The following is a 17612-nucleotide window of genomic DNA, read 5'->3' on the forward strand; positions in this document are numbered from 1 at the left end:
TGCAATGCTGCTGTCCGTAAGCGCCTTCTATTGCTGGACCTGCGAAGAGGCCCAGAACAGGATGCGCGTGCGTCCTATAGTAATTGTATTGCCATCTACCAGTGTAGCAGCGGGTACTTGATGTCCTTCAACGAATGTGCCGTTGGTGGAGCCCATATCGCGGGCGATAACGCCTTTATCTGTAATATCTATCTCAAGATGGTGGCGGGAAATTCCCGGATCGTCAATGACTATGTCGCAGTTGGATCCGCGTCCCAGGACAGTTTTATCTGCTGTAAGGAGGTACTGGCGGCCGTTGATCTCAAGGATGGGGCAGTCGTTATTATCGGCATCCGTTGTGACAGGTGCTGCATTGCCCTGTACTGACTCGCTCATAAGTTTGTAGTCGCCGCGCGCCAGGTCAAGGTCTTCTTCAAAAATGACTACTACAGGCCCTACGAATGCGTAGTGCTGGCCTTCGGCATACTTGGTGAGGTTGTCTGCAAGCTCATTGGCGAGTGCTTCAGAACCCCACTGTTCGATGTGGTCAAAGTCTGGTGTGGAAAGCTTGAACCGATACTCGTTGGGGGCTACGGTCCTGTCCCCGCGTACCGCCATTGCCTGAGAGTCGATTTCGCGTTCAAGCGCGCTCGAAAGGTCTACCGGCTGCAAATCTTTAGAACCGAACTTGGAGAATACGCCATTAACGGCGCCCCCAATACCTTTTTCGAATTTATCGAGAAAGCCCATAATAGTCCTTCCTGGCTTTTATCTACCTGCTACCATACTATAAATAAAAGAATTCCTAAAACCTGTTACATAGGAATTATTGCAAAGTCTTTGCGTGCGCATCTTTTTTGGTATAAATTTTTACTTTATTTTCATTTTCAGGCGGCGGATCATTTCATGCTGGACGGCGATAGTTGAATTTGAGGCGGTGATCCCTGAACCCAGCAGGGTATCCCAGTCCACCCACGCTCCGCGGATGTATTCCTGGGCATCAAGATGCTGTTCGGACTGTTCCCACTGATAAAGATGGATAACGGCGATATGCGCCAATTCGTTTGTCATGCCTTCTGAAGAGTAGAACGCCCCGGCATGGTCGATGGAATAGGATGCTGCAGCCCCGGAAGCCTCGGCGGGGATAATGCCGGTCTCTTCGCGAATCTCGCGCAGCATAGCCTCTTCGGGGCTTTCCCCCTCATCGATGAACCCGGCAGGTATTCCTGGTACAAAGCGGCCTGCGCCTACCCGGTATTCATACTGCAGCAGGTACCGGTCGCCGGGCACGTCATGCACCAGCATCACAACGCAGGGGGAGTGTGCAATGAGGTCGCGCTGTATGGTGACAGGGTCATCCGCTGTGCCTGCTATCCCTTCGAGCTGTACATTAAGCCGTTCGACCTTAAAGATCGGCCCTGTGAAAAGTTCCTTCCGGTTTATGACCTTTGCGCTGAATGTGCCAGGGTAGATTTGGCCTGATGTCCCAGGCGTATTTGCCGTATCTGCTGTATCTGTGCTGTTCGCCATACTTTTATTTATAACTCCAGCGTTTAACTTCGTTCCGTACTGGATATCTATAAGATAGTCAGGAACAATACTGTCATGATATATCTATAAAGATATATCCTTGATTTCGCGATAAGATGTAAGCTGTTATCTTATCGGCTGCAGAGGGATTTCCTGTGTAGCCGCCAGTTCCCGGAATGCGCGGTCGTGCTCCACAAAAACCATTGTTGGGGCATACTCCTGCAAAAGCTGCTCTATCTGCATGCGCGAATAGATATCAATAAAGTTGAGGGGTTCGTCCCAGATATAAAGATGGGCTTCCTCGCACAGGCTTTTTGCGATGAGGACTTTCTTTTTCTGCCCGGCAGAGTAATCTTCCATATCCTTCTCAAACTGGATCCGTTCAAAACCCAGCTTCCTGAGGATCGTTTTGAACAGTGTCCCGTCTATCTGGCTGTCCGCGGCAAACCTGTCAAGCGTGCCTTTAAGGAAAGATGTATCCTGCGGAACATAAGATATGACAAGCCCGGAGCCAACGGACACGGTACCGGTATGCGGGATATCCTGGCCATCCAGCAGTTTCAGGATGCTGCTTTTGCCGCTTCCATTCCTTCCTGTAAGTGTTGTCCGTTCGCCCTGCCTTATCTCGAATGAGACCGGTTCGCAGACGGGGGAGCCGTTGTACGCCGGGGCTGCGTGTGAAAGCGAGGCAAGCGTTTCGCTGTAATAGGCCAGAGGATGTATTTTCAGCTTTTCTGCAGTTTCTGTGTTTTTGAGCAGTGCAGATTTTTCTTTGATCGCCTTCATCTGACGCGCTTCTATGGTTTTGGAGCGTTTCATCATTTTTGCAGCCCTGTGGCTAATGCTGCCTCTGTCTACAGGGCCGTTCCCATATTTGGAGGCTTCTATCCTGTCTGACCAGTCAGCAGTCCTCCGGGAAGCCTGTTTCAGCCGCTGTACGTCTTTGCGCAGATGCTCGTCCTTTGCTTTCTCGAATGACTGCTGCTGTTCAAAATTCTGCAGCCAGGCGGAAAAATTGCCGTTCTGCACATCAACAGTTGCCCTGTTCAGGGAAAGGATATGGTCTACACAGCCGTCAAGGAAATAGCGGTCGTGGGAAACGAGGATGTAGCTTTTCTTTTTCCTCAGATAGCGGGAGACGAGTTCCCTCGCATCTGCATCCAGGTGGTTAGTGGGCTCATCGATCAGCAGGAAGTGCCCTTCGTTAAGGAAAAGTGCGGCGAGCAGGGCTTTCGACTGCTCTCCGTTGGAAAGGGTCATGAAAGGCCTGTATAGTGCGTCAGGGCTTACGTCAAGGTATGAGAGCTCACGGAGGAATTCCCATTCTTCTGCAGCGGGGCATATTCCGCTCAGTATTTCAAAGGTTGCCCTGCCTTTATTGCTCACAGGGTAGGGGAAATAGTCAAACTCGACTGAGCTGATGATCTTCCCGCTGTATTCGTATTCGCCCATCAGCAGCTTAAGCAGCGTGGTTTTGCCCCGCCCGTTCCTTCCTACAAAACCGAGTTTCCAGCTGGTGTCAATATGGAAAGTACAGTTTTCAAATACGTTATGGTAACTTCCCGGATAAGCGAAAGTCAGGTTTTCAACTTTGATCATTGACATATATGCCTCCTTGACGTCAGATGGATCGCTGTGCGTAAGGGGGAAGCTGCGGGATTGGTTATGGGAGGGGGAGGGGATCTGTGCTTTGACAGCTCTTATGCAGTGCAGTGTGATATATGGGAAATCAGCTTCGGTTCATGGCTGATTCAACCTTTTGATCTTGAACGCTGCGCACCGCATGTCCCTGCGGCCTTCCCGTCAGCTTCCTGCAGCGGCACAGCAGATACAAATAACAATTTAATAAAATAACTTTTATTGGATATATTTATAGTTGTATTGCTGGTTTACCTGCAGGAAAAGCTGTACACTGCTGCGCCTCTTTCTATAAGAAAATAAGAAAATATGGTCTGCCAGTAACTATACCACATAAAACAGGCTGCAGCAGCTGCCTTTACGGAACCGGTTCCGCCTGCAGCCGCGACCCCCGCGTCCTGGAAACACCCTGCGCGCTTTATACGCTCAGGAATTCCAGTGTTTTTTCAACGAAAGGTGCAAAAATATCGTTATGGCATTCGTTCAGCGTATGCGGGGCGTGCGGGACGAGCACCCTCTCAATATCCCCATCGGCGCTGAGCACTGTGTCAACAAAATCTTCGATTGCATCCAAGCGCACAGAAGTATCATTCTCTGCTTTGAACAGCAGGATAGGAGCCTGTATGCGTGCACAGTTTTCGGGTTCAAGGACCGACCTGCTTAAGGCGAAAGCTTCCGCAAGCCACTGGTATGCCGGTGCGCTTGTCTGATAGTGAACATCTGCGAGGCGTGCGTCAAAACCCCATTGCGCGCGGGCAGGCGATTTTCCGCGTACACTTTCCGCGTCAAGCACAGGGCTGAAAGGTTTTTGAGTAAATATGCGGTTTTTCCCTTTGCCCATCATGCAGATAACCCTGGCTGCCGCGCGTGCAAGGGGTGCCGGCACACCTGCGGTCTGGGGCATGACCATGGGGGAGCTGAGTACTATCCTGCTGAACAGTTCCGGGTATTGCTGCGCCAGGCTGATGCCGATCCCTCCGCCCATAGAATGGGCAAAGAGTCCCAGTGCCCCTGCAGTGTGCGGCTGTACGACCTCTCTGGTGAATTTTGCGAGGTCAAGGACGTATCTGCGCCAGTCGTCTATCCAGACAACGGACGGATCTGAAACATCGTGCGGTGAAAGCCCATGCCCGCGGTGCTCCATTATCCATACATCAAAACCCGCCTGGAAAAAGTAGTAGGACAGCTCGGCATAGTGGCCGATGATCCCGGTAATACCATGTGAAATAACAATGCCGGGCCTGCCGTCCCGCTGCCTGCTTCCATCCTCTGTCTGCCGCGTCTGTCGTGCGTGCTGTTCCTGCTGCGGCGGGGTTTTATCTTCCGCACTTTTGCTGTGGGTATATGAAACGTAATGCAGCATCCCGTTATGCGACCCGTCCGGTATGGGCAGCTCACGGAGATCCTTGTGCGTTGCGGGTTCCATCCACCCCTCTGTACGGACCTGCGCAAGTGCGGGCAGGACAATGTGTTCCATGGTGCGGGCATAATCGTTTTCACTAAGGATGTGCACATTCTTGAGGTTTATCATCGTTGAAACCATATATTTATTCTACACCATGAATGAGGATTATAAAGCGTAACAGGTAAATTAGCTGTATAACACCTTTATACCAGCTGGACAGGCAGTATTCAGCCGTTGTCCGGAGAAGAAGGGCGGCGTTTTGCAGTGCGCTGTGCTGCCATGTTATATACCTCATTTTCATCGCGGACCCCTACGATGATTATCAGCATTTGATGCTGTACCCGTTCCAGGCGATAGGCGATCCGTATTCCATCTTTGCGTAGTTTGACTTTAAGAAGGCCTGTAAGGTTATTGCCAGATCTGTTTCCCAGCGGTTTTCCATAACCGCCCTCACTCTGGGGCAGCGGATTGGCCCTGACTTTTTTGATTGCCTTGTAAACGTGTGATTTACGGGGTTCGCCGAGTTTCTTCATGTCGTCCCGGGCCTCGGGGAGCCATTTTTCAGTCCACCGGATCATTCGAAGTCTGCCTCGTAGCCATCGTCAACGGGCGTATAGTTTTCTCCCCATACGTCGTTGGGATCAAGAAGCCCATGGTGGGAGCCGCTCAGGCGCTCCTGTGCAAGCTGAAGGAGCCCGAGGTCTTCCATTGCCTCATCGTATTTTTTGAAATCTTCAGGGCTGATAATAATTGCACTGGGTTTGTTGTTTTTAAGGACGATTACCGGCGATCCGTCTGAAACGCGCGCGAATGCTTTGCTTGCGCCTCCCTGATTGAAAGTGCTGATGGGGACTATGTTATCAATAAGGGTTGCGGTATCCATCGGTCTGTCCTTTTCTTTACATTAATATATTCATTACAATAATAAGTACCTTCAGTATAGAATGGGAACAGAATTCCGTCAACAGGCATGCGGGATACCTTCTGCCCGGCAGCCTTTATATGAGGGTTCCGGGGGAGTCCGGTACATGGCACGGCATAAAGATATCAATGCCCGTACTATAGTTAAGTATTTACGGTCGTAAAACGGAAGCAGATAGTACTTAGTGCTGCTTAAGGGCTATTGGAGGCTAAAGTATGGCATGGCGTATTTTTGTGCGCGACGCTAAGCGTGTCCTGCGCAACCCCGTTGCCCTCATTGTTACTATCGCTATCGCTTTCCTGCCCGGGCTGTATGCATGGGCAAACATAGCTGCCAACTGGGATCCGTATTCCAGTTCGGGGAACCTCCAGGTCGCTGTAGCCAATGAAGATGCCGGGTCGTACAGTTCCCTGACGGGGAAAGTCAACATCGGCAAACAGCTGATGGAACAGCTGAAAAGCAACCATTCCCTGGGGTGGCAGTTCGTTTCCGGTGACGGGGCCAGGGAAGGGGTCGCTTCCGGCAGGTATTATGCTGCACTCATAGTACCCAGGGACTTCAGCTCCCATCTTGTGGGTGCACTTGAAGGTTCAGGCAGACGTCCGCAGCTCCAGTATTATGTGAACGAAAAACTGAACCCTATCGCCCCTAAGGTTACTGATATCGGCGCTTCAACAGTTGAAGGTAAAATCAACACTGAATTTACGCGGCAGGTCAGCAAAGCTGTTGTTGCCCAGCTGCGGAAGGCCCGTACCGATATTGATAACGGTCTTGCTTCAACGCGCGATGATGCAGTCTCTTCTACTGAAGATGCGCTGAAAAATATAGAATCGACGCGAAAATCAATAGACGGCCTGGTCACGTCGCTGAAAGGGTCGAAATCTTCCCTTAAAACTGTAGACAAAACGCTCGGTGACCTTGGCACATCAGTGGAAGATATGCGGAGATCCCTTAAAAATACGCAGAAACTCATATCGTCTACAAGGAAAAGTGCAGATAAATTCAATTCGTCGGCCAGCCTGCTGCTGTCCAATGGGGCGTCCAACCTGTCGCTGCTGTCGATGCAGGCAGGGAATGCCACGTCAACGATCGACCAGGCTCTTACTGATGTTTCTGTAAGCGCGAATGACGTGCAGGCAAAGCTCAGCCTGATAGTCTCCCTCAATGACAGCATCGTGTCGCAGCTGGGCAATGCACTGGAAAATTCGGGTATACCGCGAGGGTCTGATACATATAAGGCTATGGAGGCGCAGATCAGTACGCTGCGTGACCGGGCGAATGCCCAGCGCGCTGCGCTGCAGAATTTTACTTCTGCATCCCGCTCAGCGCTCAGCAGTGCCCAGACGGCGGCCAATAATATGGGATCAGCACTGTCTAACGGGGCAAACAGCGGCGCGAACCTTCTCAATACTGCGAACAGCCAGCTGAACGGGAACCTTTCTGCAACATTTTCCGCAACATTGGGGTCGTTTGAATCTTTGATATCATCTGCAGATGGGACGCTTATCGCCCTCAGCTCCAATATTTCCCAGACCAGGCATATACTTTCCCAGCTTGACGGGCTTATAGGCCGGACTTCCGCAACGCTTTCGGCTACTTCAGGTTCATTAGGCAAGGCCGCACGCCAGCTTGATAAGATCCGCACAGATCTCGTTGCGCTTGACAGCTCCCGTATCTGGCGTGAGCTCCGGAATATATCCCTTGACCCCCAGGAGATCAGCACCTTTATTTCGTCGCCTGTCTCCCTGGAAACAAAGGCCGTGTATCCGATATCGAATTACGGGTCTGCAATCGCGCCGTTTTATACCAATCTTGCATTATGGGTCGGCGGTTTTATCCTTATTGCAATCATCAAAATTGAAGTTGACCGCGAAGGATTGAAAAAGTTCAGGGCCAGGGACGCCTATATGGGCCGTTTCCTCATATTCCTGGGGATCGGCCTGTTCCAGGGGCTGATTACGACTGTTGGCGATCTGCTTATGGGCATCCAGTGCAAGGACCCGGTACTGTTCATCCTGGCCGGCGTATTCCTTTCCTTTACTTACGTCAGTATTATTTATGCATTGTCAACAACGTTCAAGCATATTGGCAAAGCAATCGGCGTACTTTTAGTGATTGTGCAGATACCGGGCTCTTCGGGGACATACCCCATTGAGCTGATGCCCAAGTTTTTCCGCAATATTGAGCCATGGCTCCCCTTCACGTACGGGATCAACGCGATGCGGGAAACCATCGGAGGCCTGTATAAAGCCGCATATTGGCACAATATCGCGATGCTTCTCCCGTTTATTATCGGCGCGTTCCTTGTGGGCATCTATGTGCGCCCGTATATGCTGAACCTTAATGCTTTATTTGACAGGCGCCTGGGCGAGACTGACCTGTTTATTGCGGAAAAGAATAACCTGACGAATTCCAGGTTCAGGCTGTCCAACATACTGCAGAACCTTTTGGACAGTGCCGGATATAAGGAACGGATACGGAAGAGGTCCCAGGCATTCCTGCGGGTATATCCCCGCCTTATAGCGGGCGGGATCGCTTCCATAATCATCATACCTATTATTTTCCTGGTTCTTATGTTCGTTGTGCCTGTAAAAATAGGTTTCCTTATAGCATGGATAGTTTCCATCATCGTCATAGATATGTTCCTGATAATCCTTGAATATATGCGCGAATCATACACCCGTGAGCTGGGGCTGTCGGAGATGACTGGCGAACGTATGCGGACCAGCGTACTCGACCATATACGCAGGCGCTGGTTCCCTGCGGATGACAGTACGGATGCTCAGGACGGCGCTGATGATGCGGAAAGGGATACGGGCGCCGATACCGGCAGTAGCGGATCCGGAGCTGCCGGTCCGGCCGCAGAAGGCGGCACAGGCAAGGGGAGAGGAGGCCGCTCATGAAACATATCTGGCGGATTTTCGTACGCGACCTGCGCAATGCTACTAAAAACGTTATCGGCATAGTGGTGCTTATGGGGCTGGTGATCGTCCCTGCCATGTACGCATGGTTCAATATTGCGGCCAGCTGGGACCCCTACGGGAATACCAGAAACCTCAAGGTGGCAGTCGCCAATTCCGATAAAGGGTATAAGTCTGACCTCATCCCCGTCACTGTGAATGCGGGCAACACTATTGAAGCCGCCTTGCGCACGAATAAACAGCTAGACTGGCAGTTTGAAAACGAAAAAGACGCGATAGACGGCGTAAAATCAGGGAAATTCTATGCGGCGATCATCATCCCCGGGTCTTTCAGCAAAGATATGATGACCCTCTTCTCGCCCCATGCCACGCGGGCAAAACTGACTTATTACATCAATGAAAAATCGAATGCGATCGCGCCCCATATAACAGATAAAGGGGCGGATTCCATCGTTGCGCAGATAGATTCCACATTCACAAAAACACTGGCAAATATTGCGCTGGACCTGGCAGGTTCGCTATCCAGATATTCCAGTAACGGGAACCTTGATTCGTACGTCACGAACGCCGTCAATAATCTGAATTCTATGGCGGACGGCCTGGAATCAGCATCAAACCAGATGACAGCATATTCCGGGCTGCTGGGCAGCTCTGCAGACCTTATCAAGTCTGCCCAGGACCTTATGAAGCAGACCGGGCAGGGGGCGTCATCCCTGAAAGATGCACTGAAAAACACAGCGGCATCCGCAAAATCTTTGAGATCAGCTCTGAACACTTCCGGATCTGCTATGGAGAAGGCTTTGGATTCCAGCGAGAAAAGCCTGTCGTCGTTAAGCAGCCAGGTTGATACGCTTATGGACGGAGTCTCGGGCAGGGCAGGGACGTGGAGATCGGATCTGGACTCGCTGTCTGCTGCGGTACGGGACCAGGCCGGCAAATATACTGTTGCCGCAGATTCGCTCCAGAGGCTGCGCGATTCGATAGCATCTGATGCATCCCTGAGCGCCGCAGCACGTTCCCAGATGACGGGCGTGCTTGACGCCCAGGTATCGCAGCTTAAATCTGTGGCCCGGGACCATACGGACCTGGCTAAGGCCCTCAGCGATACAGGTACAGCACTCACCACTGCAGATTCGGCTGTCAGCACGCAGCGCGCCCGGATGAAAAAGCAGATAGCAGACATTATTTCTTCTGTCCGGCGTGCAAAAAAAGATTTCAACGATACTGTCAGACCGCAGCTGGACCAGCTGTCCGGCTCTGTTTCCAAGGTTTTCTCAGGCCTTGATTCGATCAATGCCGATATGTCCGGTGTGGCATCGGATATTTCAAACTTCAGCTCTACGACATCATCCAGCATTGCGGATATCCGTAAATCGCTGGATTCAGGTGCGGGCAACCTCAGCAGGACTGCGGCCAGGCTGCGCGCTTTTACAGCAAAAATAGCCAATACAGGGGTCAAGGGGCTTCTTTCGCAGCTCGGCTCAAGTAAGAATATTGATGCATCCCTGCTCGCCAGCCTTCTCGCACAGCCGGTAGGGCTTGAGCGCCATGCCGTATACCCTATGGAGAATTACGGCTCACAGATGGCCCCGTTCTATACAGTCCTGGCTATCTGGGTTGGAAGCGTCATATTGGTGGCAATGATGGAGGCAAAAATCTCTGATGAGGGGAAGGCTGCTGCCCTGAAACTGAAAGAAGTGCCTGTACTGGTGGGCGGTAAACCGCTGCGGGCTGAAACGCCGGGGAATATGCGTTTCCTTGGGCTGCATCTGAACGAAGAATATTTCGGACGCTATATAATATTCATGCTTCTTGCCCTCGCCCAGGCAACACTGATATGCATGGGGGACCTGTGGTTCCTGAAAATACAGTGTGAAAAACCGTGGCAGTTCTTTGTAGCGGGATGGCTGTGCGCATTCGTCTTTTCCAGCCTTATGTATGCGCTTACTGTGGCATTCGGTGCAGCGGGCAAAGCTATAGCTGTAGTCCTTCTTGTCATGCAGGTTGCCGGTACCGGAGGGACATTCCCTATACAGATGCTCCCTGAACCGTTCCAGGTGATCTACCCGCTGTTCCCCTTCCCCTATGCTATCAATGCAATGAGGGAGGCGATAGCAGGCCCCTACCGCGCGAATTACGGCATATATATGGCCCAGCTGTCTATTTTTGCGCTCGCTGCCCTGTTTATAGGTGTTATCCTGCGCAGGCCGTTTATCCTGATGACAACATGGTTCACAAGGCAGGTCGACAGCACCAAAGTATACTGATACTGCCGGCAACACCGGCAGCCGTATGCTGAAGGCCCTGCCTGAGTATCCTGCTGGTACAGCAAATCAGTGATTATATTAGTGACTATAAGGAGGCAAAATATGTCACAGCAATTCGATCATATCCCGGATTTCTTTGAAACGGTTACTGATGAACTCGCCAGAGTCGTCCGCAGGAATACTATTATCCTGAGTATCGTAGCCATTGTGGCAGGTGTCTGCCTGCTGGCCTGGCCGGGGCACACACTTGCAGTTGTTGCTGTTATCATGGGGCTTTATTTTATTGTCGATGCCATTGTGCGCCTGGTGGCATTATTCCGCATCAAAGGCATATCGGATGGATGGAGGGTACTCCAGATACTGCTCAGCATACTTCTGCTGATCGCGGGTATTTCCGTCCTTCGGGCACCGTTCATTTCCGGTGCATGGCTTGCAGTTTATATGACGATTTTTGTTGGAATCTCATGGCTCATTGAAGGTATGATGTCATTCGCTACAGCTGCCACACAGCTTGCACCGGGCTGGTCCATATTCTACGGGCTGCTTTCTGTTATAGCTGGTATCGTTGTTCTGGCATCACCGGCATGGAGCACAGAGTTCTTTATCATCTTTGCGGGTATAGCGCTCATTGTTCTCGGTATCTCTGCAGCAGTGCGGGCTTTTGCAATATCGAAATCGCTGAATTAAATGCTGCTGGCAGTACGATAACAGGATCAGCTGAATGGCTGACCGATAATAACTGGTAATGGATATCTAAGGATGCCCCGGAAATTTTCCCCGGCATCCATTTTATTTATTTAGTGAACTTTTATTTAACGGACTTTTATTTAACGGATACTGGGATATCAGGTGTATACAAATACTGGTGCGCACGGGGGGAGTTGAACCCCCACGGCCTTAACGGCCACTGGCACCTGAAGCCAGCGCGTCTACCATTCCGCCACGTGCGCGTACCTGAAAAACTTTAACACGCACCCACCCCAGACCCTGCATGGGTGCCCGGGCTGGCGTGGCGCGATCTCCGGGACAGTTATTTTCTATGGCCTGTATCTTATCCCCTTGACCCGTGCGCATAAAAACGTGAGAGGGTATCATTTTTGAACTCGGTGAAATACCCGCCGTCGATTGAAGCGCGTATATCATCAAGGAGGCGTATAAAGAATCTTTCATTATGGATCGTTGCCAGCGTTGCGCCGGCCATTTCCCCGGCGTGCAGAAGGTGGCAGACGTAAGCGCGCGAATAGTTTTTGCATGTGTAGCAGTCGCACCCGTCTTCTATCGGCCTGAAATCGTTGCGCATAGCTGAACGCTTTACGTTCCAGCGCCCGTCGCGCGTATAGACTGCACCGTTTCTGGCTGTACGTGCAGGCGCAACGCAGTCGAACGTATCCCCGCCGTTTTCTACACATGCAAAAATGTCATCCACAGCTGCAATGCCGAGGACATGACGGGGCTTGCCCTCGGGCAGTTCGTCGCATATCCATGAACAGATATCGCCGATAATGCGTTTTTCAATGGCCCCGCCGATGCCGAAACCGTCAAATCCTAAAGAACCGATCTGCGAGGCAGCTTTTCTGCGCAGATCCTCGTAATTCGCCCCCTGGACTACACCGAACAGAGCCTGATATGGTTTGCCGGTGCGCTCCGCCGTCAGCTTCTCGTGCTCCGCTATGCATCGTTTCGCCCACCGGAAGGTCCGTTCGACTGATTTCTCCTGATAGTGCCGGGTATTCATCAGCGTTGTCAGCTCGTCAAAAGCAAACATGATGTCTGCGCCGATCTTGTGCTGTATCTGCATAGAGATTTCAGCGGAAAAGCGTTTCTGTGCACCGTTAAGCGGGGATTTGAAGGTTACCCCGTCCTCATCGACGAAAGCCAGCCGGTTCTTGCCTTTGGCTATCACATCGTCGGATTTCTTCCCTTCAGTATCCATTGCCAGCGTCTTCTTGAAACCGGCTCCGAGGGAGAGCACCTGGAAACCGCCGGAATCTGTGTATGTAGGCTTGTCCCAGTGCATGAATTCATTCAGCCCGCCGGCTGCGTCAAGGATATCTTCGCCCGGGCGCTCAAAAAGGTGGAAAGCATTAGACAGCATGCATTGTGCGCCAAGGGCTTCCATCTGTTCGGGGAGCACTGCTTTCATGGTACCCTGAGTGGCGACGGGAACGAACGCGGGAGTGCGGATATCGCCGTGCGGTGTGCGGATCATTCCCGTGCGGCCATGGTGCCCGGGCAGCTGCGTGGAAATCTCAAATCCAAATGCAGAGCGGTCGCCGGGCTGTCCCGGGCGCGCACCCCGCGGTACGGGAAGTTTGGCTGTCTTTTCGTTCTTCATCATTCTGTGTTTCTGTTATTTGTTTTGTTATCTGTTGTTAAGTGCCCTGCGGCTGTCTGCTCCTGCTGTTGAGCAGCTCAGGACTGATCCGGTTCCGGCCCCGGTCTTCTGCAGGCTTCAGGTTTTATGCTTCCTGACTATTGTGCACAAACCCCTCTATTTTATGGCTGCCGGTACCAGGCCTGTGTGCGTTTTTATAGTATCCGGCCGTGTCTGCTCAGATGCTGGTGGTAAAACACGCAGATACAAAAACAGAAATTGTGGAAAACAGCCGGAATGAATTTTGTATCTGCGTGTTTTACCACCAGCAGGTCCGCAGCCGTTCATTCACACACAGTGATCGAATTCGATATGCTCAGGAAATCAACCATTGCCTGATCCGCATCTTCGGCTGTACATACCATATTGATTAGTGCTTCCTTACCGTTGACAGGGAATATAAGAAGGCTTGAATACCAGTCCTGTTCAGGTGTGGCGAATGCATAGCGTATCTGTCCAATATACGCACCGTTTTTATTGAGCTGTTTATAGGTCATATCGTAGTTTTTAAAAAGCGGAAGGCTGCGGGCAAGAAGCGCGGAATACATATTGAGCCTTTCTTCCAGCTTTTCCGAGTGCCAGTCCTCAGGAGTTTCCACTCCGATTATTCTGGTATTTTTATTGCGGGTGCTTTTGAAGCTCAGGCCTGGTGAGGAAACAGGCAGGTTGGCTGCATCCGGATCGCTGCTGTTCGACAGCAGCAATATCAGGGATCCTGAATCTGCCCCAGCTCCGGGCTCTTTAATATCCCACGGTTCGTAGCCTTCAGGAAGCTCAATAGTTACCTGCCCGTTAAACACTTCCATAAATGTCCTCCTTGCTTTCCTATTTTGGAAATCAGATTGTATAAAGGTTTATTAACGTTATTAACGTTTTTGTGAGTCCACTGCAGTTTTCAGGTTGCGCAGGAAGGCCTGTGCGTTAGGTGAGCAGTCCGATTTTCTGATGGCATAAACCGTATTGTAGGTAACGGAAATATAGTAATATCCTTTTGATTCATGGAGGCCATATAAGGTTGTGTAGGGCAGTTTGTGCGTGTACAAAGAATTGAGTTTCCTGTTACGCTGTCCTGCCGGGATGTCAGAGTATGCCAGGTAGATGCCTGATACCGTGTATCCTGAGTCGAATAAGAATATTGAATGTTTCTTTTGTAAAAGCTCGTTGGAATTATGCAATAGCTTTAGTATTGGTCGATACCCCAGCACGAGCAGGATCAATACCGAAAGAATAATCCAAAGGAATATGCATAGTTCATATTCTTTTTCCGCAGTGCAGAACACAGCGAGAATTAACGATACCGGTACATATAAGCCTACAGCTATTTTCCACCACATCGGAAGGGTCGCGCTTACTGATCTGCAGAAGCCTTCAGCTGATGTGTCTATAGGGATAAGGAAATAGTTGGTATCGTCAACTAAGCCAATATCCGGAATATCTGTTCTTGGGATGCTGTTTTCGCTGCCCATCTGGGGAGAGCTGCTTTTTAACGGCAGATCCTGTGCGTTAGCTGTCTGGCGGTTATCCTCAGCAAAGCTGTTTTTCGATTTAGATGTATTATTTTTGAGTGTGCTCAGGAAATCCAGGGCATTAGATGAGCAGTCCTCTTTTTTGATTGTTAAACCGCCATATTGCAGCATAAAGAAATAGAAATCCTTATCTGACTCACTAACGGAGCTGAGGGCACCGTAAGGTGTTATCTGTGAGTATAATTTGCTGAGTATCTTGTCCCGGTCAGATACAGGTATATCAGAATAAGTCAGGTAGTCATCGTTTATTATGAATCCTGAATCGAACAGGAAAACGGAAAATGACTTATTTAGAGAATAAGGACTGATAGAAGCATGAGAATTCTTCTGCCGGTTACGGGTCAAACCCACTACAGATATTATTGTCAGAAAAATAATCCACAGCATCCATCCGGTAAACTGAAAGCCCGAATACACTATAAATATCGTACCGGTAATCGGAAGCAAGGCTAAAAGCAGGCAGAAAATCACTCTGGTTTTAATCGAAGCTGTGTAGGCTGGCCGTCTCTGGAACCCTTCGTATGAGTAGTCTATAGGGACAATGAAATAGGTGGAATCGTCGATAAAACTGGTGTTCATTTCTTTCGTTTCTTCCTTGAATTTACTGCGGTTTTCAGGTTGCGCAGGAAGGCCTGGGCGTTAGGGGAACAGTCTGATTTTCTGATAATGTATCCGCTGTTGCCTGTTGTGAAAAGATAATAGTAATCCTTTGATTCGCGGATACCATGTAAGGTTGTGTAGGGCAGTTTGTGCGAATATAAAGAATTGAGTTTCTTGTTACGCTGTCCTGCCGGGATACCAGAGTATTCCAGGTAGACATTGGGTATGGTGTATCCTGAATCAAAAAGAAGCATCACACATTTCTTTTGCAGGATTTTGCTTGAGTTATAGATTTTGTTTGTCTTTATCCGGTAGAGGATCGGCAAAAGACATAATAACAATAAAGATATCCAGGCGATTGGGCTTAGTTCATATTCTTCTTTATCCAAGGTGCATATAATTGCTAAGAACAGTGATGCCGGTATGCATGTATATACCAATATTTTTATCCATAATGGGATAGCAATACTTCGCATTTTGTAAAATCCCTTAGCGGAAGTATCTATCGGGACAAGAAAATAATTCGTATCATCAATAAATCTGATATCTGAAGGCTTATCTTCCTGCCAGTCATCGTGAGCTATTCCCTGAGAAGATCCACGTATATGCCGGGTCTGCATGCAGGCCTGCTGGTTATTTTCCGCAGGCTGGGGTATTGCTTCGGGGATATTATCTTTAAGTGAGCTAAGGAAACGCAGGGCGCCAGGCGAACAATCTTCCTTTCTGACTGTTAAACCGCCCCGCTCCATTGTAAGAAGATAAAAGTCTTTTTCTGCTTCCTTAATGGAACAGAGATCGCTGTAGGGGGTCCTTTGCAGATACAACTTGTCCAGTATGCTGTCCTTCCTGTCTGCAGGGATACTGGAATAACTTGAATAATTGTCAGTAGCTATAAATCCTGAATCAAATAAAAATAGGTATACCGGATTTGGAAGCTCAATATGATGGTTACCAGGCTTATTTTCCCGTACTCTGAGCAATCCTGCTATAAGTATCAGTATCAGGGACGCGGACAGGACCGTCCAGCCGGCAAGGTGAAAGTTTGTGCATACTATAAGGAATATACCAATGAGCGGCAAGGAGGCCAGGAACAGATATCTGTAAATCCCGACTCTTCGCGGAGTTATATTGGATGCTTGCCTCTGGACCCCTTCGTATGAGTAGTCTACGGGGACAATGAAATAGGTGGAATCGTCGATAAAACTGGTGTTCATTTCTTTCGTTTCTTCCTTGAGCCCACTGCAGTTTTCAGATTGCGCAGAAATTCCAATGCGTTAGGGGAACAGTCTGATTTTCTGACAGCATAGCCACTGTTGATTGATATAAAAAGATAATATTTCTCTTTTGAATCATCGATTGTGTATAAATTCTCATACGGAATGGTATGTGTGTATATCATATTCAGCTCGGTTTCGCGGTGTGCCGGTGGGATGTCGGAGTATGACGAATAAAGATTAGTTACACTGAAACCTGACTCAAAAAGGAAAATAGAGCGTTTCTCCTGTAAGAGTTTACTGGAGTTATAAAGTTCTTTTAATTTTCGCCTATAATACCATGGGGCAAAGCACGATATGAGAAATAACACAAAAAACAGCAAACTGACATTATAATTTTTTTGTAAAACATAGATGACAGTAACAGCCAATAATATGGGTACGCATGCCCACAGAATGGGCTTTAGCCATTTTGGAAGGAAACCGGTAGATAACTTATAAAATCCATTGGCTGAGGTATCCAGCGGAATAAGAAAATAGTTGATATCATCAGCAAACTCCTGTGCGTTTTTCGATATATGGTTATCCTGGCGAAGAGGGCTCTTTGTATCCGATAAGGTATGTAAACGATTAATATTTGTTGCCGGCTGTCTGTTTTCTATTGTATTTATTGCTGTTTGCGGTAGAGAGTATTTGAGGGTGTTTAGGAATTGCAGCGTATTAGGGGAACAGCTAGATTTTTTGATAGTGTACCCTGTACTCTTCGTTTCAAGAAAATAAAAATCATTTTTTGATCGATGGATGGAATAAAGGTTGTTATAAGGTATTGTTTGTGAATACATTCTAGAGAGTATTTTTTCATGTTCATTAGCCGGAATATCGGAATAAGCTAGATAGTCATCACTTAGCGCAAACCCTGTATCAAAGAGGAACATAGATAAAGGCTGCTGGGCCAGCTTATTCGAAGTGTATGATTTTTTTCTTTGCAGCCGAGTTAATCCGATTGCCAATATGCTTATTAAAAAGAAGATACAACTTATCCAACCAATAGAAGGAGAGTTTGAATGAAGTATAAGCGTCAGCCCTAAAACCGGTAAAACCCCTAAACCTGAGTATGCAAAAACCTTTAACCCAACAGGAATTGAAGCGTTCAGTTGCCTTTGGAACCCCTCAGATGAATTATCAATAGGGACAATAAAATAGTTCAGGTCGTCAGTGTAAATTTGGCTCATTATG

At 49.1% G+C, this 17612-nt stretch carries 14 protein-coding genes and 1 tRNA gene; 3 read left to right on the forward strand and 12 right to left on the reverse strand.

What is annotated here, in order from left to right:
- Positions 1-27: 27 nt before the first annotated feature.
- From HMPREF9156_RS0106495 to HMPREF9156_RS0106525, 6 genes are all read right to left on the reverse strand, one after another.
- Complete coding sequence (locus HMPREF9156_RS0106495) at positions 28-729, reverse strand: FhaA domain-containing protein (RefSeq protein ID WP_007147970.1); 702 nt, start codon at positions 727-729, stop codon at positions 28-30.
- A 120-nt stretch (positions 730-849) separates the two neighbouring features.
- The gene (locus HMPREF9156_RS0106500; RefSeq protein ID WP_007147971.1) at positions 850-1509 is read right to left on the reverse strand and encodes an NUDIX hydrolase; all 660 of its coding nucleotides are present in this window, start codon (positions 1507-1509) and stop codon (positions 850-852) included.
- Positions 1510-1635: 126 nt separating this feature from the next.
- Positions 1636-3114 (reverse strand): ribosomal protection-like ABC-F family protein, encoded by a 1479-nt coding sequence (abc-f, locus tag HMPREF9156_RS0106505; protein WP_007147972.1) that lies wholly within the window; start codon positions 3112-3114, stop codon positions 1636-1638.
- A gap of 451 nt (positions 3115-3565) precedes the next feature.
- Positions 3566-4690, reverse strand: coding sequence for an alpha/beta fold hydrolase (locus HMPREF9156_RS0106515; protein ID WP_007147973.1), 1125 nt, complete (start codon positions 4688-4690; stop codon positions 3566-3568).
- Between the two features lie 89 nt (positions 4691-4779).
- A complete protein-coding gene (locus HMPREF9156_RS0106520) occupies positions 4780-5130 on the reverse strand; it encodes a type II toxin-antitoxin system RelE family toxin (RefSeq protein ID WP_007147974.1) in 351 nt (116 codons plus the stop codon).
- A complete protein-coding gene (locus tag HMPREF9156_RS0106525; protein ID WP_007147975.1) occupies positions 5127-5435 on the reverse strand; it encodes a type II toxin-antitoxin system Phd/YefM family antitoxin in 309 nt (102 codons plus the stop codon). Before HMPREF9156_RS0106525 ends, HMPREF9156_RS0106520 begins: the two co-directional genes overlap by 4 nt.
- A 254-nt stretch (positions 5436-5689) precedes the next feature.
- Between HMPREF9156_RS0106525 and HMPREF9156_RS0106530 the strand changes: the two genes are divergently transcribed.
- The 3 genes from HMPREF9156_RS0106530 to HMPREF9156_RS0106540 all read left to right on the forward strand — a co-directional run bounded on the left by HMPREF9156_RS0106530 (position 5690) and on the right by HMPREF9156_RS0106540 (position 11349).
- On the forward strand, positions 5690-8377 hold the full coding sequence (locus tag HMPREF9156_RS0106530) for a YhgE/Pip domain-containing protein (protein ID WP_007147976.1): 2688 nt from the start codon (positions 5690-5692) through the stop codon (positions 8375-8377).
- Positions 8374-10662 (forward strand): YhgE/Pip domain-containing protein, encoded by a 2289-nt coding sequence (locus tag HMPREF9156_RS0106535; RefSeq protein ID WP_007147977.1) that lies wholly within the window; start codon positions 8374-8376, stop codon positions 10660-10662. The genes HMPREF9156_RS0106530 and HMPREF9156_RS0106535 overlap by 4 nt, the downstream gene beginning before the upstream one ends.
- Before the next feature lie 102 nt (positions 10663-10764).
- Entirely contained in the window at positions 10765-11349 is a 585-nt protein-coding gene (locus HMPREF9156_RS0106540) for an HdeD family acid-resistance protein (protein ID WP_007147978.1), read from the forward strand.
- A gap of 176 nt (positions 11350-11525) precedes the next feature.
- On the opposite strand, the gene HMPREF9156_RS0106545 is transcribed toward HMPREF9156_RS0106540, so the two are convergent.
- The 6 genes from HMPREF9156_RS0106545 to HMPREF9156_RS0106570 all read right to left on the reverse strand — a co-directional run bounded on the left by HMPREF9156_RS0106545 (position 11526) and on the right by HMPREF9156_RS0106570 (position 17608).
- Positions 11526-11612: transfer RNA gene (locus HMPREF9156_RS0106545), tRNA-Leu, on the reverse strand.
- Between the two features lie 101 nt (positions 11613-11713).
- A complete protein-coding gene (gene tgt / locus HMPREF9156_RS0106550; RefSeq protein WP_007147979.1) occupies positions 11714-13000 on the reverse strand; it encodes a tRNA guanosine(34) transglycosylase Tgt in 1287 nt (428 codons plus the stop codon).
- Between the two features lie 320 nt (positions 13001-13320).
- Positions 13321-13842, reverse strand: coding sequence for a hypothetical protein (locus HMPREF9156_RS0106555; protein WP_007147980.1), 522 nt, complete (start codon positions 13840-13842; stop codon positions 13321-13323).
- A 60-nt stretch (positions 13843-13902) separates the two neighbouring features.
- Positions 13903-15141: a hypothetical protein gene (locus HMPREF9156_RS0106560; RefSeq protein ID WP_007147981.1), complete on the reverse strand. Its 1239-nt coding sequence runs from the start codon at positions 15139-15141 to the stop codon at positions 13903-13905.
- Positions 15138-16376, reverse strand: coding sequence for a YcxB family protein (locus HMPREF9156_RS0106565; RefSeq protein WP_007147982.1), 1239 nt, complete (start codon positions 16374-16376; stop codon positions 15138-15140). Before HMPREF9156_RS0106565 ends, HMPREF9156_RS0106560 begins: the two co-directional genes overlap by 4 nt.
- Complete coding sequence (locus HMPREF9156_RS0106570; protein WP_007147983.1) at positions 16373-17608, reverse strand: hypothetical protein; 1236 nt, start codon at positions 17606-17608, stop codon at positions 16373-16375. The genes HMPREF9156_RS0106565 and HMPREF9156_RS0106570 overlap by 4 nt, the downstream gene beginning before the upstream one ends.
- Positions 17609-17612 lie beyond the last annotated feature (4 nt).

The organism is Scardovia wiggsiae F0424 (assembly GCF_000269605.1).
GTDB classification, from domain to species: Bacteria; Actinomycetota; Actinomycetes; order Actinomycetales; family Bifidobacteriaceae; genus Scardovia; species Scardovia wiggsiae.